17 protein-coding genes and 1 tRNA gene are annotated in these 21704 nt (G+C 67.5%); 10 read left to right on the top strand and 8 right to left on the bottom strand.

Going from position 1 to position 21704, the window contains the following annotated elements; genetic code table 11:
* The first annotated feature begins 70 nt into the window (after window positions 1-70).
* The gene (locus tag HW466_RS17425) at window positions 71-1084 is read left to right on the top strand and encodes a D-2-hydroxyacid dehydrogenase family protein (protein WP_059448407.1); all 1014 of its coding nucleotides are present in this window, start codon (window positions 71-73) and stop codon (window positions 1082-1084) included.
* 57 nt (window positions 1085-1141) lie between these two features.
* Here HW466_RS17425 and HW466_RS17420 read toward each other — a convergent pair whose 3' ends face one another.
* Entirely contained in the window at window positions 1142-2008 is an 867-nt protein-coding gene (locus HW466_RS17420) for a patatin-like phospholipase family protein (RefSeq protein WP_059798845.1), read from the bottom strand.
* Between the two features lie 8 nt (window positions 2009-2016).
* Complete coding sequence (locus HW466_RS17415; RefSeq protein ID WP_057924645.1) at window positions 2017-2421, bottom strand: PaaI family thioesterase; 405 nt, start codon at window positions 2419-2421, stop codon at window positions 2017-2019.
* Window positions 2422-2612: 191 nt separating this feature from the next.
* On the opposite strand from HW466_RS17415, the gene HW466_RS17410 reads away from it, so the two are divergent.
* Window positions 2613-2688, top strand: a tRNA-Lys gene (locus HW466_RS17410).
* Between the two features lie 202 nt (window positions 2689-2890).
* Entirely contained in the window at window positions 2891-3943 is a 1053-nt protein-coding gene (locus HW466_RS17405; RefSeq protein WP_151004048.1) for a DUF3592 domain-containing protein, read from the top strand.
* A 36-nt stretch (window positions 3944-3979) separates the two neighbouring features.
* On the opposite strand, the gene HW466_RS17400 is transcribed toward HW466_RS17405, so the two are convergent.
* On the bottom strand, window positions 3980-4597 hold the full coding sequence (locus HW466_RS17400) for a CGNR zinc finger domain-containing protein (protein WP_059771727.1): 618 nt from the start codon (window positions 4595-4597) through the stop codon (window positions 3980-3982).
* An 81-nt stretch (window positions 4598-4678) separates the two neighbouring features.
* Between HW466_RS17400 and HW466_RS17395 the strand changes: the two genes are divergently transcribed.
* Window positions 4679-5494: an alpha/beta fold hydrolase gene (locus HW466_RS17395; RefSeq protein WP_151004046.1), complete on the top strand. Its 816-nt coding sequence runs from the start codon at window positions 4679-4681 to the stop codon at window positions 5492-5494.
* A 237-nt stretch (window positions 5495-5731) separates the two neighbouring features.
* Here the strand turns inward: HW466_RS17395 and phnY are convergent, their stop codons facing one another.
* A complete protein-coding gene (phnY, locus tag HW466_RS17390) occupies window positions 5732-7186 on the bottom strand; it encodes a phosphonoacetaldehyde dehydrogenase (protein ID WP_151004044.1) in 1455 nt (484 codons plus the stop codon).
* A 27-nt stretch (window positions 7187-7213) separates the two neighbouring features.
* Window positions 7214-8452, bottom strand: coding sequence for a phosphonoacetate hydrolase (gene phnA, locus HW466_RS17385; RefSeq protein WP_059798836.1), 1239 nt, complete (start codon window positions 8450-8452; stop codon window positions 7214-7216).
* A 207-nt stretch (window positions 8453-8659) separates the two neighbouring features.
* On the opposite strand from phnA, the gene HW466_RS17380 reads away from it, so the two are divergent.
* The 5 genes from HW466_RS17380 to HW466_RS17360 all read left to right on the top strand — a co-directional run bounded on the left by HW466_RS17380 (window position 8660) and on the right by HW466_RS17360 (window position 15305).
* A complete protein-coding gene (locus HW466_RS17380; RefSeq protein WP_151004042.1) occupies window positions 8660-9715 on the top strand; it encodes a putative 2-aminoethylphosphonate ABC transporter substrate-binding protein in 1056 nt (351 codons plus the stop codon).
* Window positions 9716-9826: 111 nt separating this feature from the next.
* Window positions 9827-10909: a putative 2-aminoethylphosphonate ABC transporter ATP-binding protein gene (locus tag HW466_RS17375; protein ID WP_151004040.1), complete on the top strand. Its 1083-nt coding sequence runs from the start codon at window positions 9827-9829 to the stop codon at window positions 10907-10909.
* Window positions 10906-12633, top strand: a complete 1728-nt coding sequence (locus HW466_RS17370) for a putative 2-aminoethylphosphonate ABC transporter permease subunit (protein ID WP_059771720.1) — start codon at window positions 10906-10908, stop codon at window positions 12631-12633. Before HW466_RS17375 ends, HW466_RS17370 begins: the two co-directional genes overlap by 4 nt.
* Before the next feature lie 48 nt (window positions 12634-12681).
* Complete coding sequence (locus HW466_RS17365; protein ID WP_059794451.1) at window positions 12682-13812, top strand: 2-aminoethylphosphonate--pyruvate transaminase; 1131 nt, start codon at window positions 12682-12684, stop codon at window positions 13810-13812.
* A 104-nt stretch (window positions 13813-13916) separates the two neighbouring features.
* Window positions 13917-15305: an FAD-dependent oxidoreductase gene (locus HW466_RS17360; protein WP_060348104.1), complete on the top strand. Its 1389-nt coding sequence runs from the start codon at window positions 13917-13919 to the stop codon at window positions 15303-15305.
* Window positions 15306-15396: 91 nt separating this feature from the next.
* On the opposite strand, the gene HW466_RS17355 is transcribed toward HW466_RS17360, so the two are convergent.
* Window positions 15397-16125, bottom strand: coding sequence for a phosphonate utilization associated transcriptional regulator (locus tag HW466_RS17355; protein ID WP_059504411.1), 729 nt, complete (start codon window positions 16123-16125; stop codon window positions 15397-15399).
* A 191-nt stretch (window positions 16126-16316) separates the two neighbouring features.
* A complete protein-coding gene (locus tag HW466_RS17350) occupies window positions 16317-18488 on the bottom strand; it encodes a phosphocholine-specific phospholipase C (RefSeq protein ID WP_059771713.1) in 2172 nt (723 codons plus the stop codon).
* A 230-nt stretch (window positions 18489-18718) separates the two neighbouring features.
* Here HW466_RS17350 and HW466_RS17345 point away from each other — a divergent pair, with 230 nt between their 5' ends.
* Window positions 18719-19627, top strand: a complete 909-nt coding sequence (locus HW466_RS17345) for a LysR family transcriptional regulator (RefSeq protein WP_059542649.1) — start codon at window positions 18719-18721, stop codon at window positions 19625-19627.
* A gap of 121 nt (window positions 19628-19748) precedes the next feature.
* Here HW466_RS17345 and HW466_RS17340 read toward each other — a convergent pair whose 3' ends face one another.
* On the bottom strand, window positions 19749-21389 hold the full coding sequence (locus tag HW466_RS17340) for an L-lactate permease (protein ID WP_059448391.1): 1641 nt from the start codon (window positions 21387-21389) through the stop codon (window positions 19749-19751).
* Window positions 21390-21704: the final 315 nt, after the last annotated feature.

The raw sequence follows: 21704 nt of genomic DNA, 5'->3' as shown, positions 1-21704 counted from the left end.
GGCCGGGCGGGACGGGTGCGCGACGTGCGCCGCCGCCACTGCCGCTTTCAACGCGCGACTCCCGCTGATCATGAAAATTGCCATCCTCGACGACTACCAGGACGCCGTCCGCAAGCTGAACTGCTTCGAGATGCTCGCCGAGCACGACGTGAAGGTCTTCAACAACACGGTACGCGGCCTGGGGCAACTCGCGAGCCGTCTCGCGGAAGTCGAGGCGCTCGTGCTGATTCGCGAGCGCACGCCGATTTCGTCGCAATTGCTCGCCAAGCTGCCGAACCTGCGGATGATCAGCCAGACCGGCCGTATCTCGAGCCACATCGACCTCGACGCATGTACCGACCGCGGCATCGCGGTGCTCGAAGGCACCGGGTCGCCGATCGCACCGGCCGAACTGACCTGGGCGCTCGTGATGGCCGCCCAGCGCCGCATCCCGCAATACGTCGCGAACCTGAAGCAGGGCGCGTGGCAGCAGTCGGGGCTGAAGACGTCGGCGCTGCCGCCGAACTTCGGTCTCGGCCAGGTGCTGCGCGGCCAGACGCTCGGCATCTGGGGCTACGGCAAGATCGGCCGGCTGGTCGCCGGTTACGGCAAGGCCTTCGGGATGAACGTGCTGATCTGGGGCCGCGAGCATTCGCTCGAGGCCGCGCGCGCCGACGGCTACACGGCCGCCGACAGCCGCGAAGCGCTGTTCGAGCAGAGCGACGTGCTGTCGCTGCACCTGCGCCTGCACGACGACACGCGCGGGATCGTCAAGCAGGAAGACCTGATGCGGATGAAGCCGACGTCGCTGCTCGTCAACACGAGCCGCGCCGAGCTGCTCGAGGAAAACGCGCTCGTCAACGCGCTGTCGCACAACCGTCCGGGGATGGTCGCGATCGACGTGTTCGAGAGCGAGCCGATCCTGCAGGGCTACAGCCTGCTGCGCATGGAAAACGTGATCTGCACGCCGCACATCGGCTACGTCGAGCGCGAAAGCTACGAGCTTTACTTCAGCGCGGCGTTCCGCAACATCCTCGCGTTCGACCAGGGCGACCTGTCGAGCGTCGTCAACCCGGAAGCGCTGACGCCGCGCCGCGTACGCTGACCGAAGCGGGCCGCGCTCGCCGCGCGGCTTCGCCGCCCCCGCTCTTCCTTTCCGCCCTCAGGCAGCCACGCGGCCGCCCGTCATCGCGGCCACGCGCGTGAGGAAATGCTCGCCGTCGCGCCGCCCGAGGTCGTACGCATGCAGCATCTGCGACGGACTCGTGTAATCCCAGCTCGAAATCGGCACCTTGCTCGACGGCTGCACATAAAGCCGTCGCTGGTCGCCGTGCGCGACCGTGAACATTTGCGGGCGCGGATACAGCCGCGTGACGAGCACCAGCACGTCGCCCGGCGATGCGTCGAGCGCGTCGACCGGCACGTTGTCGACCATGCCGCCGTCGAGCACCGGCCGGCCGCCGCGGCGCAGCACCGGCGTGAACGGCGGCGTGCACGACGACTGCAGGATCAGGTCGGCGAGTTCCTCGACGCTCGCGCATGCTTGCGCGCGCACGAACTCGGGCCGGAAGCCGAGCCTGCGCCCGAGCGTCGGGTGCAGCGTCTTGCGCACGTATTTTTCGATGTTGTATGCGACGAGGCCCGCCGCGACCGCGCTGCGCGCGCCGAGCCAGCGCGGCACGTGCGACACGCCGATGCGGATCTCCGGCGCGTCGGCGAGCTTCGCGAACGGCTCGCCATAGATGTCGAGCAGCGCCTGACGATAGATCCGGTAATGCGGAAACACCGGCTCGCGCCCGAACAGGTTGCCCCAGTACGCGTTCTTGCGGTTGTGGCGCAGCGCTTCCTCGTAATAGCGCATCACCCACGCGGCGTCGCGTGTATACAGCATGCAGGCGGTGGCCGCGCCGGCCGAGATGCCGGCGATCACGCGCGGACGCAAGCCGAGCGCCGGCCGGGCAACGTCCCAGAAGCCGGCCTGCCACCAGCAGCGATTGCCGCCGCCCGCGAATACGATCTGGTCGAACATCGCGGCGCTCAGCCGACGAGCGCGTAGGTCGACGTCGCATGGACGGCCATCTTGCCGTCCTCGTCGAACAGCTCGACTTCGCCGAACACCAGGTTGCGGCCCATCCGCAGCACGCGCGCGGTGACGAGCACGTCGCCCTTGCGCACCGGGCGCATGAAATTCGTGTTCAGCGATACGGTGGTCATCGGCCGGAACTCGCCGAGCGCGGCCGAGATCGCGACCACCATCGCGGTGTCCGCCGCGGCCGTGAACACCTGCCCGCAGATGATGCCGCCCGAATGACGGAATTCGCCGGAAAACGGCAGGCGCATCGTGACGCTGTCGTCGCCGATCGATACGGGGACCAGACCGAGCGAGCGGACCCACGGGGCCAGCAGGCGATCCAGCAATTCGCGGACTGCGTTTTCGTCCATCTTCGGAAGTCCAGAGAATGTTGCGCGACCGCCGCGCAACAGATGTGGACGTCATCATACCGGGAGCGCGCCAACTGCGATCGCTCGCTACCGCACGCAGGGCCGGCGGGGCCGTGACCAAGTATTTTCAGGAAATTTGCAGAAAGGGCTTGCCAAGACCGAAATACCCATGCATAATCTTTCTTCTGTTGGGGGCGTTAGCTCAGTTGGTAGAGCAGCGGACTCTTAATCCGTAGGTCGAGTGTTCGAGTCACTCACGCCCCACCAGGAATTCCAAAGGCCGGTCAGCGCAAGCTGACCGGCCTTTTTCCATTTCGGCGCCGCGATTCACGCGCCCGCCCGACTCGCTGCATCACGGCATGCAATTACATACATGCCTCGCCGCCGATACTTTCCGCTAGAATCGTCCGACAAAATTATCACACGACCGGCACGGCGAACGCCGTATCGCCGCCGGCACTGAGAGAGCATGGGACGTCAGACATGGAATCATGTGAGCGAGACGCGACCATTCAGAGGGCATGGTCACGCCGACAGCGGCGCGCGCGTCGAGTCGCGCCACGCCTCCGATCGCATCCGGCCGCATCGCACGACGCACGCCGCGGATCCGGTCATGCCACGTAAGGACGCGCTCGTCGCACTCGCGCTCGGCATCGCGCTGCTCGTGGTCGCGGCGATGCTCGCCGTCACCGCGAACCATGCGGTGGGCGGGTTGGTCCGGGCGCCGGGCACCGTCGTGCGCATCGTGCAGGACAGCGACGCGATGCGTGGATATCGGCCGATCGTCGCCTATCTCGCGAACGACGGCCGCCGCCGGGAAGTCGCCGGCAATACCGCATCGGTGGTCCCGGCGTACGACATCGGCGAAAGCGTGGACGTGCTGGTCGATCCGGACCATCCGGATCGACCCGCGCTGATCGACGATTTCACGCAGCGCTGGCTTCCCGTCGCAGTGCCGGCACTGCTCGCGGTCGCGTCACTTGCGATCGGCAGCCTGCTGTACGCGAACGGGCAACGCGGCAGGCAAGCCGACTCGCTGCCCGCGCCGGGCGGCGGCAAGCCGGGCCGGCGCCGCTGGAACATCGCGATCGCGCTGATGCCGATCGTGATCGGCACCGGCTTCCTGGCCGGCGCCGGCGCGGCCGGGCTGCGCCAGTGGCAGATCGCGCGTCATTACGCGCATTCGACCGGCCACGTCGTCGAGATCAACGAATCCGCACAATCGTCCCGCACACGCACGTCGCCGCTCTATTCGGCAACCATCGCGTTCACGACCGACAGCGGCCGCCCGGTCACGTTCGCGCAAGGCTCGGCTTCATCGCGCCCCGGGCTGTACGAGGGCGAAGTGGTCAACGTGCTGTACGACCCCGTCATACCCGAGCGCGCGGTCATCGACCGGTTCTGGGACCGGTGGGGGCTCACGGCGATCCTGTTCGCGATCGGCGCGCCGTTCCTCGTCGGCGGACTGTTCGTCATCGGCGCGCTGTGGCCCGACCACCGGCCGCACGAACTCGCTGAATGACGAGCGCGCAGTGGCCGGGCCGTCGACATCGCGGCCTCACCGCTCCCTGAACGCCGCCACCTTCGCGCGATTCCCGCACGTGCGCATGTCGCACCAGCGTCGCCCGACGCCACGGCCGCGGTCGACGAAGAACCACGTGCAGCGACCGCACTGCCGCACGCGCGCGAAGTCGTCGCCCCGCAGCAGATGCTCGAAGCCGAGCGCGGCCGCGTCGACCCAGCGCGACACGCCACGCGCATCGGGCCGCCACGCGAAGCGTCCATCGACCGCGTCGAGCGAACTGCGCCCGATCGCATCGCGGATGGCCTCCGCGAGCCGGCCGACCGCTCGCGCGCCGGTGCCGACGCTACCGCCGCCGCTCGTCAGGTGCGCGAGCGCCACGTATGCATCCTCGCGAAAATCGTGCAGCGCGGCGAGCGCGTCCGCGCCGTCGTGCCGGGTATGACGCATGAACCGCGTCAGGTCGGCCCGGGACAGCAATCCCGACTTGCCCGCCCATGCGTGCACGGCCGCCCAGTCGACGAGTTTGTCCTCGTCGCGCGTCTTGCCGGTGTCCGCCACCGTATTCAGGAAGTCGAGCGCCGGATGACCGCCGACGAAATCGGCCGCGCTCCACGCGTGCGCCCGTCGCGCCGGCTCATGTCGAGTAACCATTTATTTCCACCTATCGGTTTCATATCCGGATGAACAGGCGTAACCTGTTATCAACCGAAACAGGTTATCACGGAGGCACCGATGCTCGATCTCGCGAATCGCTTCGTTTTCGACGGTCACCGGATCGCATGGGGCACGCTCGGCGAAGGGCCGCCGCTCGTGCTCGTGCATGGCACGCCGTTTTCGTCGCAGGTGTGGCGTCGGATCGCGCCGTGGCTCGCGCGGCGCCATCGCGTGTTCTTCTACGACCTGCTCGGCTACGGCGCGTCGGACATGCCCGACGCGGACGTCTCGCTCGGCCGGCAGAACGTGCTGTTCGGCGCCCTGCTCGATGAATGGAATATTTCCCGCCCGCGCGTGCTTGCGCACGATTACGGCGCGGCGACCGTGCTGCGCGCGCACTTCCTCGACGGCATCGCGTATTCGGACCTGACGCTCGTGAACCCGGTCGCGATCGCGCCGCAAGGCTCGCCGTTCGTGCGGCACGTCGCGCAACACGAAGCCGCGTTCGCCGGGCTGCCGGCGTATGCGCACCATGCGCTCGTGTCGGCCTATATCGGCAATGCCGTCGCACAACCGTTGAGCGACGACGCGCTGTCGATCTATCGCTCGCCATGGCTCACGCCGGCCGGCCAGCCGGCTTTCTATCGACAGATCGCGCAGATGCGCCAGCGTTACATCGAGGAAGCCGAGGCACGCTATGCGCCGCCGGACTTCCCGGTGCGCATCGTGTGGGGCGAGGACGATGCGTGGATTCCGCTGGAACAGGGGCAAGCCCTCGCCGATCGCATCGCGGGCGGCAGACTGATCCGCGTGCCGCGTGCGGGCCACCTCGTTCAGGAAGATGCGCCGGAAGCGATCGTCGCCGCCGTGCTCGACGGCCACCGACCGGATTGATCGCCCACGCAGCCATGTCGTGTGGCCGTAGGATTACCGGCACGCTCTGCGCGGGCATCGCGACGCAGTTCGCGGCTCGCGCGGTCGCCCGAACAACTCGCGCGATGCACCGGCCGCGCCGGCACGGCCATCCGCGACAAACACCGCCGCCTGCGCGACCACCCGACGAATGCGCGGAACGAATAACACCCGCACCGGCCGCGAAGCCGGTGCGGGCGCGGGCACGTTACATGCCGCTTACCACGGCAGCGAATAGGTCTTCGTGTTCGTGAAGCTCTTCATCGCCTCCTGCACGCCCTCCTTGTAGCCGAGACCCGAATCCTTCACGCCGCCGAACGGTGTGAGTTCGAGCCGGTAGCCCGGCACCTCGCGCACGTTCACGCTGCCGACCTCGAGCTCCGTGATGAAGCGCGTGATGTTGTCGAAGCGGTTCGTGCAGACCGACGACGACAACGCATAGTCGGTGCTGTTCGACATCCGGATCGCCTCGTCGATGTCGCGAAAGTGCATGATCGGCGACACGGGCCCGAACGTCTCGTACTTCACGAGCGGCATGTCGGGCGTCACGCGATCGACGACCGTCGGCGAATACAGCGCACCGTCGCGCACGTTGCCGACCAGGAGCCGCGCACCGCGCGCAATCGCATCGTTCACCTGTTGCTCGCAGAATTTCGCGGCCGCTTCATCGATCACGGTGCCCATGTCGACCGACGGATCGGCCGGATTTCCGTACGTCCACGCGCGGGTTTTCTCGACGACCAGCTCGGTGAAGCGATCGGCCACCGCCTCGTGCACGAGCATGCGCTTGATCGCGGTGCAACGCTGCCCGGAGTTCTTGTACGAGCCCGACACGGCGAGCGTGCTCGCCTCGTCGAGATCGGCGTCTTCCATCACGATGATCGGATCGTTGCCGCCGAGTTCGAGCACCGCGCGCCGGTAGCCCATCCGCGACGCGATCGACTTGCCGATCGACACGCCGCCGGTGAACGTGATCAGGTCGATCGCCGGGTTCGTGATCAGCTCGTCCGCGATTTCCTTCGGATCGCCGGTGATCACCTGCAGCATCTGCGGCGGCAGGCCGGCTTCGTACAGGATGTCCGCGAACAGGTAGCACGACAGCGGCACCTTCTCCGACGGCTTCACGACGATCCGGTTGTTGGTCGCGACCGACGGCACGACCTTGTGCGCGACCTGGTTCATCGGATGGTTGAATGGCGTGATCGCGGAGATCACGCCGAGCAGCGGTTCGCGCTGCGTGTACACGCGGCGCTTCTTGCCGTGCGGCGTCAGATCGCACGAGAAGATCTGACCGTCGTCCTTCAGCACTTCGCCCGCGCCGAACGTGAGCACGTCGGCCACGCGCCCGGCTTCGTACGTCGAATCCTTGATGCACAACCCGGCCTCGGCCGTGATCAGCGCCGCGATCGCAGCCGTGCGCGCGCGCACGATGTCGGCCGCGCGGCGCAGGATCGCCGCACGCTCGTGACGCGTGAGCGATGGCCGGTAGGCGCGCGCGACGGCGAATGCGCGCCGCACGTCGTCGAGTGTCGCCTTCGGCACGGTGCCGACAAGTGATCCGTCGTAAGGATTGCGCACTTCGATCACCGCGTCGCGATGGATCCTTTCCCCATCGATTCGGAGTGCTTCACGATGAACCGTCCCGGCTTCCGTCGATGCTGCAATGGCGTTCATGATGTCTCCCTCGCGGATGCGTCCGCGTCACTGCAGATGGTTGAGCGCGATGTCGATGATGTCGAAGTTGCGCAGTCGCGCGCGACCCGCGACGTCGGTCGCGACCGGCTTGCTGAAGATCAGCGGCACAATCTGCTCGGAGATCCCGCCGTGCGAGCGCAGCGGCACGTCGAGGCCCGACAGGTCGTGCTTGACGCGGCGCGTGCCGAGCACGACGTCCTGCTTCGAAATCACGATCAGGTCGCCCATCCGCGCGGGCGGCAGTTCGAAACGCGCGCAGCCTTCGGCGCCCGTCAGCACGACCTCGATGCCGTCCACCGCGGCGAGCCGCGCGCGCAGCGCATCGACATCGACGGAAGCCGGCAGGTAGACGGTCGCGAACGAGCCGAGCGCGCCGTGGTGCACGACGTACGGATCGGTGATCGGCAGGATCACGCGCGCGGCGTCGTGGCCGAGCCATTCGTCGAACAGCTCCTGCAGGTAGATCACGTTCGGCTCGCCGGTCTCGCCGTCGTGCTTCGCGTTCATCCCGTGGTCGGCCGTGATCGCGACGATCGCGCCGAGTTCGTCGAGCCGCTTCAGGTACGCATCCATCATCTGGTAGAACGCGTTCGCGCCGTCGGTGCCGGGCGCGCACTTGTGCTGCACATAGTCGGTCGTCGACAGATACATCAGGTCGATCGGGCGCGTCTCGAGCAGGCGCACGCCGGCCGCGAACACGAACTCGGACAGCTCCGCGCTGTACACGCTCGGCACCGGCTTGCCGACCAGTTCGAGCACGTTGTCGATGCCGTTTTCCTCGAGGCTCGCCTCGTCGGCCTTCTCCGACGAGAAGCAGATGCCCTTGAGCCCTTTGCCGAGCAGGCGGCGCAGCTTGTCCTTCGCGGTGACGACCGCGACGCGCGCGCCTCGTTCGGCGAAGGTCGCGAGCACGGTGGGCGCGACGAGATACTTCGGATCGTTCATCAGCACCTCGGCGCCGGTGTCGCGATCGTAGAAGTAGTTGCCGCTTATCCCGTGGATCGCCGGCGGCACGCCGGTGACAATCGACAGGTTGTTCGGGTTCGTGAAGCTCGGCACCACGCACTCGCCCTTGAGCGCCGTGCCCGGCTTCAGCAGCGTGCGCAGGAACGGCGCGACGCCGGCCTCGGCCGCCATCTCGAGATATTCATAGGCGCAGCCGTCGACGCAGACCACGACCACGGGGCGGCTCATCCAGTTGTAGCGGCGGCCGTTCACTTCCACGGATACAGGCGTTTCACTCATGACGTTCAGTCCTTTCGGTTCGAAGGGGGTTGAGCTGTCGGCGCCCGCGCCGCGCCGAGGAGGTGTTTTCCATGCTTGACATTAAAATTGATGATTTGTAGATTGTCAACAACATGCAGAGAACAGAAAGCAAAACAACGTAGCAGCAAGAGGGCTGGTCTCCACTCATCCGCCGCAGCGGCGGCGCCACAGTCAAGGGGTCTGAAGATGAACGAAGTGCCGGTACAGAAGCGTTTGAATGCATGGGCGACGGGTGCGGCGCGCGTCGCGCTGGCCGTCGCGGTCGCGCTCGGCGCCGCGCAGGCGGCGCATGCGAAGACGCCGCTGCTCGTCTACACCGCGCTGGAGGACGAGGCGATGAAGCCCTACAAGGACGCATTCGAGAAGGCGAACCCCGACATCGAGATCCGCTGGGTGCGCGACTCGACCGGCTCGGTCACCGCGAAGCTGCTCGCGGAAAAGAACAACCCGCGCGCGGACGTCGTGCTCGGCCTCGCCGCATCGAGCCTCACGCTGCTCGATCTGCAGGGGATGCTGATGCCGTACGCGCCGAAGGGTTTCGACCAGCTCACGCGCAAGTACAGCGACGCGAACACGCCGCCGCACTGGGTCGGCATGGACGTGTGGGGCGCGACGATCTGCTACAACCGCGTCGCCGCGCAGGCGAAGAACATTCCGAAGCCGACGTCGTGGGAAGACCTGACGAAACCGGTCTACAAAGGCGCGATCGTGATGCCGAGCCCGGTGTCGTCGGGCACCGGCTATCTCGACGTCACCGCATGGCTGCAGACCTTCGGCGAGGACCGCGGCTGGAAATTCATGGACGCGCTCGACAAGAACGTCGCGCAGTACGTGCACTCGGGCTCGAAGCCGTGCACGCTCGCCGGCACCGGCGAGTTCCCGATCGGCATCTCGTTCGAGTTCCGCGGCCACGAATTGCGGTCGCAGGGCGCGCCGATCGATCTGGTGTTCCCGAAGGAAGGGCTCGGCTGGGACATGGAAGGCACGGCGATCATGAAGACGACGAAGCAGCCCGATGCCGCGAAGAAGCTCGCCGATTTCATGGCGAGCAAGGAAGCGAACCAGATCACCGCGCGGTGGTGGGCGATCGTCGCGTACCCGGGCGTCGCGCGCAAGCTGGCCGGCATTCCCGACAACTATGCGGACCTGCTCGTGAAGAACGACTTCGTGTGGTCCGCGAAGAACCGCCAGTCGATCCTCGAGACCTGGCAGAAGCGCTACGGAGCGAAGGCGCAGCAATGACCCGGCGGTAACGCCGCAACCGGCGGCGGGGCCGCGCGACGCGCCGCCCCGCATCCCTTTCCATGGTCGTAACCGGCCCGCGTCCGGGCCGCCCGCAGCGTGGAGGCGTGCATGGCACCCTATCTGAGCGTAGAACGCATCGAAAAGCGGTACAACGACACACAGGTTCTCACCGACATCAACCTGAGCGTGATGAAGGGCGAGATGATCTGCTTCCTGGGGCCGTCCGGCTGCGGGAAAACCACGCTGCTGCGGATCATCGCGGGGCTCGAGGCGCAAGGCGCCGGTCACATCATGCAGGACGGCCGCGACATCTCGCGGCTGCCGCCGCAACTGCGCGACTACGGGATCGTGTTCCAGTCGTACGCGCTGTTTCCGAATCTCACCGTCTACGACAACGTCGCATACGGTCTCGTGAATCGCAAGATGAAGCGCGACGCGATCCACGAACGCGTGCATACGCTGCTCGCGCTGGTCGGCCTGCCCGACAGTCATCGCAAGCACCCGGGCCAGCTGTCCGGCGGCCAGCAGCAGCGCATCGCGCTGGCGCGCGCACTGGCGAGCTCGCCCGGCCTGCTGCTGCTCGACGAGCCGCTGTCGGCGCTCGACGCGCGCGTGCGCGTGCGGTTGCGCCAGGAAATCCGCGCGCTGCAGCAACGGCTCGGCGTGACGACGATCATGGTCACGCACGACCAGGAAGAAGCATTGTCGATGGCCGACCGGATCGTCGTGATGAACCACGGCGTCATCGAGCAGATCGGCACGCCGCTCGAAATTTACCGGCAGCCGGCGTCGCCGTTCGTCGCGGACTTCATCGGCCGCGTCAACACGATCCCCGCCGAAGTCGCGCAGGACGGCACGCTGCGCGCGGGCGGCATCGGCTTCGACTGCCGCCACGGCACGGCGCAAGGCGCGGCCGTGTCGGTCTACGTGCGGCCCGAGGACCTGCGCATCCGCGTGCCGGGCGAAACCGCCGACAACGTGCTGGCCGGCCGCGTCGAGAAGCTCGAATTCCTCGGCGCGTTCTGCCGCGTGAGTTTTCGCATCGACGGGCTCGACGGCCAGGAGATCGTCGCCGACCTGTCGTATCACGACGTCGACCGCACCGGCGTGCAAGCCGGCGCGCGCATCGATCTCGCGCTCGATCGCGAGCATGTCCGCGTGTTCCCGTGCGCGAAGGAGCGACTGCAATGAGCACCGTCCTCACCGAACGCCGCCGCGGCGCGGCGGCGCCTGCCGACGTGCGGCAGCTCACGCACTGGCACGATCGCATCGCGCAGCTCGCGCTCGTCGCGATGGCTGCGCTGATGTCGCTGTTCCTGCTGCTGCCGCTCGCGCTGGTCGTGCAGAAATGCTTCGTCGATGCGGATGGCCGCTTCGTCGGCACGCGCAACTTCGTCGAGTATCTCGAGGACAGCGGCGTGCTGCGCTCGATGCTCCATTCGCTGACGGTCGGCGCGCTCGTCACGACGATCGTCGTGCCGATGGCGTTCACGTTCGCGTATGCGCTGACGCGCTCGTGCATGCCGCTGAAGAACGCCGCGCGCACGATCGCGCTGCTGCCGCTGCTCGCGCCGACGCTGCTGTCCGCCGTGTCGTTCATCTACTGGTTCGGCAACGCGGGTCTGCTCAAGCCGCTGCTGCACGGCCACTCGATCTACGGGCTGCCGGGCATCGTGCTGAGCATGGTGTACGCATCGTTTCCGCACGTGCTGATGATTCTCGTCACCGCGCTGTCGCTCGCGGACGGCCGCCTCTACGAGGCCGCCGACGCGATGGGCACGAGCCGCACGCGCAAGTTCTTCACGATCACGCTGCCCGGCGCCAAGTACGGGCTGATCAGCGCGACGATGGTGGCGTTCACGATGTGCATCAACGACTTCGGCGTGCCGGTGGTGATCGGCGGTTCGTACAACGTATTGTCGACCGACATCTACAAGCTGATCATCGGGTTGCAGGACTTCAACCGCAGCGCGGTCGTCAGCCTGATGCTGCTGTGCCCCGCGCTGGTGGCATTCGGCGTCGACTTCTTCATCCGCCGCCGCCAGCAGTCGCAGCTCGGCGCGCGCTCGACGCCGTACCAGCCGAAGCCGTCGCGCGGCTTCGACGCCGCGATGCTCGCGTACTGCGCGCTCGTGTGCGCATTCTTCATCGCGGTAGTCGGCATCTCGGTGTTCGCGTCGTTCGTGAAGTTCTGGCCGTACCAGATGAGCGTCGGGCTGCAGCATTACCGGATGGGCCTGATCGCGGCCGGCATCTTCGATGCGTACAAGAACAGCCTGCGGATGGCCGCGACCGTCGCGCTCGGCGGCACGATCGTCGTGTTCGGCGGTGCCTACCTGATCGAGAAGACGCGCGGCGCGCGCTGGCTGCGCGGCTTCATCAGCCTGTGCGCGATCCTGCCGATGGGCGTACCGGGCCTCGTGCTCGGCATCAGCTACATCTTCCTGTTCAACGCGCCCGGCAATCCGCTGAACGGGCTGTACGGGTCGCTGTGGCTGCTCGCGATCGTCACGGTCGTCCACTACTACGCGTCGAGCCACCTGACCGCCGTCACCGCGCTGCGGCAGATCGACAGCGAGTTCGAGGCCGTGTCGGCGTCGCTGAAGGTGCCGTTCTACAAGACCTTCCTGCGCGTGACCGTGCCCGTATGCATGCCAGCGATCCTGCTGATCGCGCGTTACCTGTTCGTCAACGGGATGACGACGGTTTCCGCCGTCGCGTTCCTGTACTCGCCGGACACGCAGCCCGCCTCCGTCGCGATCCTGAACCTCGACGACGCGGGCCAGATGGGCCCCGCCGCCGCGATGGCGACGCTCGTGCTCGCGACCTCGTCGTTCGCGTGCGTGCTGTTCGCGTGCATCTCGCATCGCCTGTTGCGTCGCACGCAGGCATGGCGCACCACGCATCGCCGCTGATTCCCTCGCCGCATTCACGTGACGTTCCGACTTCACCCAGGAGACACCATGACGCTCGCCACCCAGCCCATCCTGCTCACCCCCGGCCCGCTGACGACCTCGGAGCGCACGCGCGACGCGATGCTGCGCGACTGGGGCTCGTGGGACAGCGACTTCAACGCGATCACCGCGCGGCTGCGCGAACGGCTGCTGCAGATCGTGCACGGCGAAGGCACGCACGAATGCGTGCCGCTGCAGGGCAGCGGCACGTTCTCGGTCGAGGCGGCGATCGGCACGCTCGTGCCGCGCGACGGCCACGTGCTCGTGCCGAACAACGGCGCGTACTGCCAGCGCATCGCGAAGATCTGCCGCGTGCTCGGCCGCACGCTCACGACGATCGATTACAGCGAGGATCGCCGTGTCGACCCGGCCGACGTCGAGCGTGCGCTCGCCGCCGATCCGACCATCACGCACGTCGCGCTCGTCCACTGCGAAACCGGCGCCGGCGTGCTGAATCCGCTGCACGACGTCGCGCAGGTGGTCGCGAAACACGGCCGGGGGCTGATCGTCGACGCGATGAGCTCGTTCGGCGCGGTCGACATCGACGCGCGCACGACGCCGTTCGACGCGGTGATCGCCGCGTCGGGCAAGTGTCTCGAAGGCGTGCCGGGGCTCGGCTTCGTGATCGCGAAGCGCGCGGCGCTCGAACGCTGCGAGGGCAACAGCCACTCGCTCGCGATGGACCTGTACGACCAGTGGGTCTACATGCAGCGCACGACGCAATGGCGCTTCACGCCGCCGACGCACGTGGTCGCGGCACTCGACGCGGCCGTCGCGCAGTACGTCGACGAAGGCGGGCTCGCCGCACGCGGCGGCCGCTACCAGCGCAACTACCGCGCGCTGGTCGACGGGATGCGCGCGCTCGGCTTCCGGCCATTCCTCGATCCGGCGATCCAGGCGCCGATCATCGTCACGTTCCATGCGCCGGACGATCCGAACTACGACTTCAAGCGGTTTTATCAGGAGGTCAAAAAGCGCGGCTACATTCTGTATCCGGGAAAGCTGACGGAAGTCGACACGTTCCGCGTCGGCTGCATCGGGCACTTCGGCGAAGCCGGCATTCCCGGCGCGGTCGCCGCAATCGCCGACACGCTGAAAGCGATGGGCGTGCGCCGCGTGTCCGCCGAAGCGGCGGCCTGACGCGATGCCCCGCCGCCCGGCGACATGCATCGCCGGGCGGCACGTTCGTCATGTTTTCCCGCCGTGCGCGGCACGGCGGCCTACCCTTACCGGCACGACATCCGATGCGACCCTTCTGGATCGAACAAGCATTGTTCAACGACGGCGATCTCGCCCCCGCGCTGCAAGGCGCAACGCAGGCCGACGTCTGTATCGTCGGCGGCGGCTTCACCGGGCTCTGGACGGCGATCCAGGCGAAGCAGCAGAACCCCGCGCTCGACATCGCGATACTCGAGGCCGACCTGTGCGGCGCCGGCGCGAGCGGGCGCAACGGCGGATGCCTGCTCACGTGGTCCGCGAAATTCCTGACGTTGCGCCGACTGTTCGGCGAAGCGGAGGCAATCCGGCTCGTGAAGGCGTCGGAGGCGGCCGTTCAGCACATCGCCGACTTCTGCCGCGCGCATCGCATCGATGCCGAGCTGCGGCTCGACGGCACGCTGTACACGGCAACGTCGCGCGCGCAGGTCGGCACGCTCGCGCCGGTGCTCGATGCGCTCGCCGCGTGCGGCATCCACAGCTACGAGCCGCTGCCGGCCGCCGAAGTCGCGCGCCGCTCGGGTTCCGCGCGCAATCTCGACGGCGTGTACTCGCCGATCGCCGCGACCGTGCATCCGGGCAAGCTGGTGCGCGGGCTGCGCCGCGTCGCGCTCGAGATGGGAATCCGGATCTACGAGCGCACGCCGCTCGTCGACTTCACGCCGGGGCAGCCGGCCGTCGTGCGCACGCCGTCCGGCAGCGTGCGGGCGGGCCAGCTGGTGTTCGCGATCAACGCGTGGATGGCGAGCCGCTTCCCGCAGTTCGAGCGCACGATCGCGGTCGTGTCGAGCGACATGGTCATCACCGAGAAATGCCCGGAGCTGCTCGAGCGGACCGGCCTCGTGGACGGTGTGTCGGTGCTCGATTCGCGGATCTTCGTGTACTACTACCGCACGACCGCCGACGGGCGGCTGATGCTCGGCAAGGGCGGCAACACGTTCTCGTGGCGCAGCCGCATCGCGCCGGTGTTCGACCGGCGCTCGCCGTACGAGGCGCAGCTCACGCAGAGCCTGCGCGAATTCTTCCCGTCGCTCGCCGGCGTGCCGGTCACCGCAAGCTGGAACGGGCCGTCGGACCGCTCGGTGACGGGCTTCCCGTTCTTCGGCCGCCTCGACGACGCGCCGAACGTGTTCTACGGGTTCGGCTATTCGGGCAACGGCGTCGGGCCGACCTACATGGGCGGGCAGATCCTGTCGTCGCTGGTGCTCGGCCTCGACAACGCGTGGACGCGCAGTCCGATCGTGCGCGGCCCGCTCGGCCATTTCCCGCCGGAGCCGATCCGCTATGTGGGCGCGCATGTCGTGCGCAATGCGATCCGCCGCAAGGAGCGCGCGGAAGACGAGGGCCGACGGCCGGCGAGGATCGACACGTGGCTCGCGAAATTCGCGAGCGCGGCGGGGAAAGCGGACAAGGCGTGACGATGCGCCGATGCGATGACGTGACGCGCAATGAAAAAGGGACGCTGCGAAGCGTCCCGTTGCCTTTGGCGCGACTGTCCGTGCGGCTACGTCACGCGCGCGCGGCTTTCTCGCGCGCGGCCTTGCCCGCCGCGGGCAGCCCCTGCTCGTGCGTGCGGCGCATCCGCGCAAGGCCGTGTGCGACGTGCTCGCGCACCAGCGCGACCGCCTTCTCCTCGTCGCCGTTCGCGAGCGCCTGCACGATCTTGTCGTGCTCGGCCGCCGACACCGCGATCGCATTCTCCTCGGCCTCGATCGCGGCCTGGCGCAGCAGCCCGAGCTGGCGCACGAGCCGGCGATAGGTGTCGGTGAGATGCGTATTGCCGACACCGACCACCATCGCATCGTGGAACTGCACGTTCAGCTCGGTGTAGCGCGTGACGTCGTGCGTCTTCGCCGCATCCTTCATCGACTGGATGATGCCCTTCAGCACCTTCAGCGTGTCGGGCGAAATGCGTTTCGCGAGCGCGCGCGCCACCGACTCGTCGAGCATCGCGCGCACTTCGTAGATTTCCTCGGCCTCGCGCAGCGGCACGACGCGCACCGTCACGCCGCGGTTCTTCTCGTTGCGCAGCAGCCCGGCCTGCTCGAGCGCGCGAAACGCCTCGCGCACCGGGCCGCGCGACACGTTCAGCTTCGTCGCGATATCGACTTCGTTGAGTTTCTCGCCCGGCGCGTATTCGCCGGACACGATCGCGCGCTCGAGCATGTCCTGGACAATCATCGCGAGCGACTGGCTTTGCAGGAGTTCGATGGCGTTGAGCGCGTTCGGGGCAGTCATGGTCGGGCAGGCAGCGAAGCTGCGGATGAGAACGAGGGCGCCATGTCGGCGAATGATCGTTGTATACCCTCGGCCCGCGATATTGTCAACAGTTTTCAGTTTCCAAAACCGCTCTCACCCAGCGGCAGGCCGCCGCCGCGGCATCGCGCGGCCGGCGCGAGCACGCCGGGCCGCGCGACGCGGGCCTGCCGTCAGGCCGTCTGCTTGACCGGCCCCGGATCGCTCTGGCTCGGCCGGCCCGTCTCGACGTGGCCCGCGAAGCGGCGCACCACCTTGTCGTCGCCGCCGCGCAGCGTCGTCGCGGTGATCGTCAGATCGTACCAGCCGTGGCTCGACGACAGCTCGAAGTGATCCTCGATGCGCTCGCCGGGCTCCAGCGTGTAGGTGCGCGCATGCGCGTGGCTGTATGCGTTGTCGACGACCACGCGGCATGCCGCACGGCCGCTGTTGCGCAGTTGCAGGTACACGTGGCGATTGCGCACGTCGTAGCCGATCTTCGCTTCAGGATTCGCGTGGCGGCCGTCCGCGGCAAGGCGCGTGTTGCCCTGGAATTCGCACAGATAGCCGTTCGGGCCATAGGCGGCGAGATGGTAGTCGCCGCGCGCGGCCGACGTGCTCCAGGTATCGGCGAAGCGGTCGTGCGACGACACCGCGTAGCGGCGCGGCGGCGTCGCGGGATTGCGGCGGTCGTACACGTAGAACGCGGCACCCGCGTCGCCCGAGTTCGCGAAGTCGAGCTGCACGCTGTCGTCACGCCCGTTCACGCGCGCATGCACGAACAGCTCGTACGGCAGCGCGCGCGCCGGGCGCGTGCCGGGCTCCTGCGCGGGCATCGTCTGCTGCGCCGGCACCTGGTATGCCTGGCCGGCGGTGGCGATGTGCTGAGGCACCGTGAAGCTCACCGTGCGCGTATCGGGCCGCGCGGAGAAGTCGAATGCCGACGTGAGGTCGCCGCAGATGGACCGGCGCCACGCGCTGATGTTCGGCTCCTGCACGCCGAAGCGCGCCTCGAGGAAACGCAGCACCGACGTATGGTCGAACGTCTCCGAGCAGACCCAGCCGCCCTTCGTCCACGGCGAGATGATGATCAGCGGCACGCGCGGCCCGAGGCCGATCGGCTGGATGCCGCCCGGATCCGCGCCCGGCACCAGCGGGCTCATCTCGCCCGGGTACTTGTTCAGGTCGAGGAATTCGTCGCCGAGGTTCGACAGCAGGTTCGACGACACGATGCCCTGGCCGCCCACGCCGCTCGTGACCGGCGGCACCGGCGGCACGACGTGGTCGAACAGCCCGTCGTTCTCGTCGTAGTTGAGGATGAACACCGTCTTCGCCCACACCTCGGGGTTCGACGTCAGCGCCTCGAGCACCATGTTGATGTAGAACGCGCCGTCGGTCGGCGATGCCTGCGGGTGCTCGCTGTACTTGTACGGCGACACGATCCACGACACCTGCGGCAGCCGGTTCGCCTGCACGTCGGCCTTCAGCTCGGCGAGCGTATGGTTCGACGCGCCCTTGTCGACCAGCGGGCCGCTCGCGCCCTCCTTCACCTGGAACTTCTTGAAGAACATCAGCGAGTTGTCGGTGTAGTTGTCGGTCGGGTCGCCCGGGATGCCGGTGCCGCCCTGGTACACCTTCCAGCTGATCTTCGCGTTCTCGAGACGTTCCGCGTAGGTCGTCCACGTGTAGCCGTTCGTGTCGTTGCGCTCGCCGATGCCCGGGCCGTTCGGCTGCGTGCCGTACACGTTGCGCGAATCGACCGTGCCGGTCCACAGGTAGATGCGGTTCGGCGCCGTGTCGGCATGCGCGGAGCAGAAGTACGAATCGCAGATCGTGAACGCGTCGGCCAGTGCGTAGTGGTACGTAAGATCCTGACGCTTCAGGTAGCCCATCGTCAGCACGTCCTGCTTCTGGTTCACCCACTGGTCCCACTGGCCGTTGTTCCATGCGAGGTGGCCGCTGCTCCAGCCATGGTTGGTGCCCGGCTGGAATTCGGTCGTCTGCTTCGGGTCGAGGTAGAACGGCAGCACGTACGGCGCGGACGGGTCGAGCCCGCGCGAATGGTAGTTCTTCGTGAACACCGACGCCGGCGGCTGCTGCCACACCGGCGCACCGCTCGGCAGCAGGTGCGGGCGCGGGTCGTTGAAGCCGCGCACGCCGCGCAGCCCGCCGAAGTAATGGTCGAACGAGCGGTTTTCCTGCATGAAGATCACGACGTGTTCGACGTCGCGGATCGTGCCCGTGCGATAGGCGGCCGGCATGGCCAGGGCCTTGCGGATCGCGGGCGGAAAACCGGCGTAGGCGGCCATCGCGCCGGCCGACTGGGCGGCAAGGCGCAGGAAATCGCGTCGATTGGTGGCGGACATGAAGAAGATCCTGTGGGTCGGTAAGGGTGGCGCCGGTCGAGCGGGGCCGGCGGTCGGTGCGTTGCCGTTATTACTCCGCACCGGCGTGTCCCGGCCGTGACCGGTTCCAGCAGGTTTCTTGCGCTCATCCCCAGTTTTTTTTCGAAGCGGCGCCCGGCGTGCCTTTCATCCGGCCGACACATGCCTGCGCTACGCTGACGCGCGATGAAGAGGGGGGGAGAAGCCGAGCCGTGTTCGATCAGCTGAAGGCGTTTCATGCGACCGTCCGGCAGGGCAGCATCACGCGCGCCGCGCGCCATCTGGGCGTGAGCCAGCCGACGATCGCCGCGCAGATCCGGCAGGTCGAGCAGTTGTACGGCGTCGAGCTGTTCTATCGCAGCGGCCGCAAGCTCGAGGTCACCGAGACCGGCATCGAGCTGCTGCCGCTCGTCGAGAAGATGATCGCGCTCGAGGCGCAGGCCGACATCATGCTGCGCAACGTCGGCGGGCTATTCGAAGGACACCTGCGGATCGGCGCGACGGGGCCGTACTACATCATGGACGCAGTCGGCCGCTTCTCGCATGCGCATCCGTCGATCGCGCTCACGTGCCGGATCGGCAATTCCGAGGAAATCCTGCAGGCGCTGCAGGAATTCCGCATCGACCTCGCGGTGTCGTCGCAACGCAATGACGCGGACGGCCTCGAACGCAAGGTGATCTCCACTGATCCGCTCGTCCTCGTCGTGCATCGCGACCATCCGCTCGCGCGCTTCGACGCGATCGACGCCGCGCAGCTCGCCGACGTGCGGCTGCTGATTCGCGAGGAAGGATCGGTCACGCGCCGCTGCACGGAGACGATCCTCGCGGCCGCCGGCGTGGCGGCCACATCCGTCGCCGAGATCGGCAGCCGCGAAGCGATCCGCGAGGCGATCCTGCATGGCGTGGGCGGCAGCCTGTTTCCGCGCGGCGAGGCCGAGCGCCATCCGGACCTGCGCGTCGTCGCGCTGCGCGGCGTCGACACGACGATCGACGAATACGTGTACTACCTGAAGGCGCGCCGCCAGAGCCCCGCGATCGATGCGTTCCTCGCGTGCATCCTCCCGGTGCCGACCGCGACGCACGAGCGCGCACACGCGGCGCGGCCGGCGAACGCGCGCTGAGCCGCCGCGCGCTCACCGGATTTCGCGCATTCCCCCGCACGCCGCTGCATATTCCGGGCGCTTTTCCCGCGCCCGCCGTCGTCGTTTTCCTCGTGCCTTCCTTCTTGCTTCCCGCCGTGCGTCACTTCGGCAGCGCCGGGATCATCCACGTGAACACGTGCTGCTGCAGGAACACGAGCACGCCGAGCAGCAGCGTGAGGATCACGCTGTGCCAGAAGGTGCGCGCGAACACGACGCCTTCCTGCCCCTTCAGATCGGTTGTCGACACGCCCGTCGCGATGTTCTGCGGCGAGATCATCTTGCCCATCACGCCGCCCGACGAGTTGGTCGCGGCCATCAGCACCGGATCGAAGCCGAGCTGCCGCGCCGCGACCACCTGCAGGTTGCCGAACAGCGCATTGCCGGACGTGTCGCTGCCGGACAGGAACACCGCGATCCAGCCGAGCGACGCCGACACGAGCGGGAACAGCGCGCCGGTCGACGCGACGCCGGTGCCGAGCGTATAGCTGATGCCCGAATAGTTCAGCAGGTACGCGAGCCCGACGATCATCATCACCGTGACGATGGCGATCCATGTCTGGCGCCAGGTCTTGACCACGCATTCGAAGAACGCGCCGATGCCGGTGCGCGTGAGCGCGGCCGTGATGATTGCCGACAGGAGGATCGCGGTGCCGGTGCCGAGCGGCTGGAAGTCCCAGATCGCCGCATACGGCTTGTGATACAGCGACACGAACACCGCGTTGTGCAGGCCCGGCCATTTGATTTTCACGTCGCCGATCGCCGCGACATTCGCGTGCACCCAGACGATCACGACCACCGACACGACGATCCACGGCAGCCAGCCGCCAAAACCGGCGCGCGCGGCGCCGGCCGCAGCGGGCGCGCTGCGTGCGAGCGCGTATTGCGGATCGGGCTGCGGCTTCCACACCTGGAGGAAGCCGATCGTGACGATCAGCGAGGTGAGCGACGACAGCACGTCGGTGAGCTGATAGCCGAGGAAGTTCGACGTGACGAACTGCGCGATCGCGAAGCTGCCGCCCGACACGAGCAACGCGGGCCACAGCTTCGAGATCGAGCGCAGGCCGCCGTACGCGCCGACCACATAGAACGGCAGCAGCAGTGCGAAGAACGGCAGTTGCCGGCCGACCATCGCACCGAGCGTCGCGGGCGGCAGCGACGTGACCGCGCCGAGCACGGTGATCGGCACGCCGAGCGCGCCGAACGCGACCGGCGCCGTGTTGAACAGCAGCGTGTAGGTGAGTGCTTCGAGCGCCGGGAAGCCGAGCGCGATCAAGAGCGCGCTGGTAATCGCGACCGGCGTGCCGAACCCGGAGATCCCTTCGAGCAGACAGCCGAACGAGAATGCGACGACGAGCAGCACGAGGCGGCGGTCGTCGGGCAGGTTGTCGAGCATCCACTGCCGGAACTGGTCGAAGCGACCCGATTTGACCGCGATGTTGTACAGCAGCAGCGCGTTGAACACGATCCACATCACCGGCACGACCGCGAGCGCCATGCCGGCGCCGACCGCGTTGAACGCGAGGCCGGCCGGCATGCCCCACGCGCCGATCGCGACCGCGAGGCCGGCGACGAGGCCGGCGAGCGACGCCTGCCACGCGGGCCGGCGCAGCACGCCGAGCGCGATCAGCGCGACCGCGATCGGGATCACGGCGACGAGGAACGACAGGAACAGCGAGTTGGCGACGGGCGTCAATGGCTGCGCGAAGAGGATGCCGGGCGGCAGGGCTGCGGTTGGATTCATCGTGTCTCCGTTGTCGATGGGAGTTAGCGCTTTAGCGCTTACTCCCATCCCATGCTTCGCGGTCGATGGGAGTTGGCGCTTCAGCGCTTGCTCCCGTCCCATGCTTTGCGGTCGACCGGAGTTGGCGCTTCAGCACTTACTCCCGTCCCATGCTTCGCGGTCGACCCAGGTTCGCGCATCAGCGCCCGCGCACACCTCGATCCCGTTCAAACGTCCGTTCCACGGCCGCAACGATCCTCCGACGCTTGCGCACGCAACCATCCCGGCGCGCCGACCGATCGGTCGCTTAAAAAGAGGTTAGGAGGCGCATCGCGC

This window comes from Burkholderia territorii (assembly GCF_902833055.1).
Lineage (GTDB): Bacteria > Pseudomonadota > Gammaproteobacteria > Burkholderiales > Burkholderiaceae > Burkholderia > Burkholderia territorii.
Note: the sequence above shows the minus strand (reverse complement) of the source record. Positions and strands in the feature narration are given on the sequence as shown.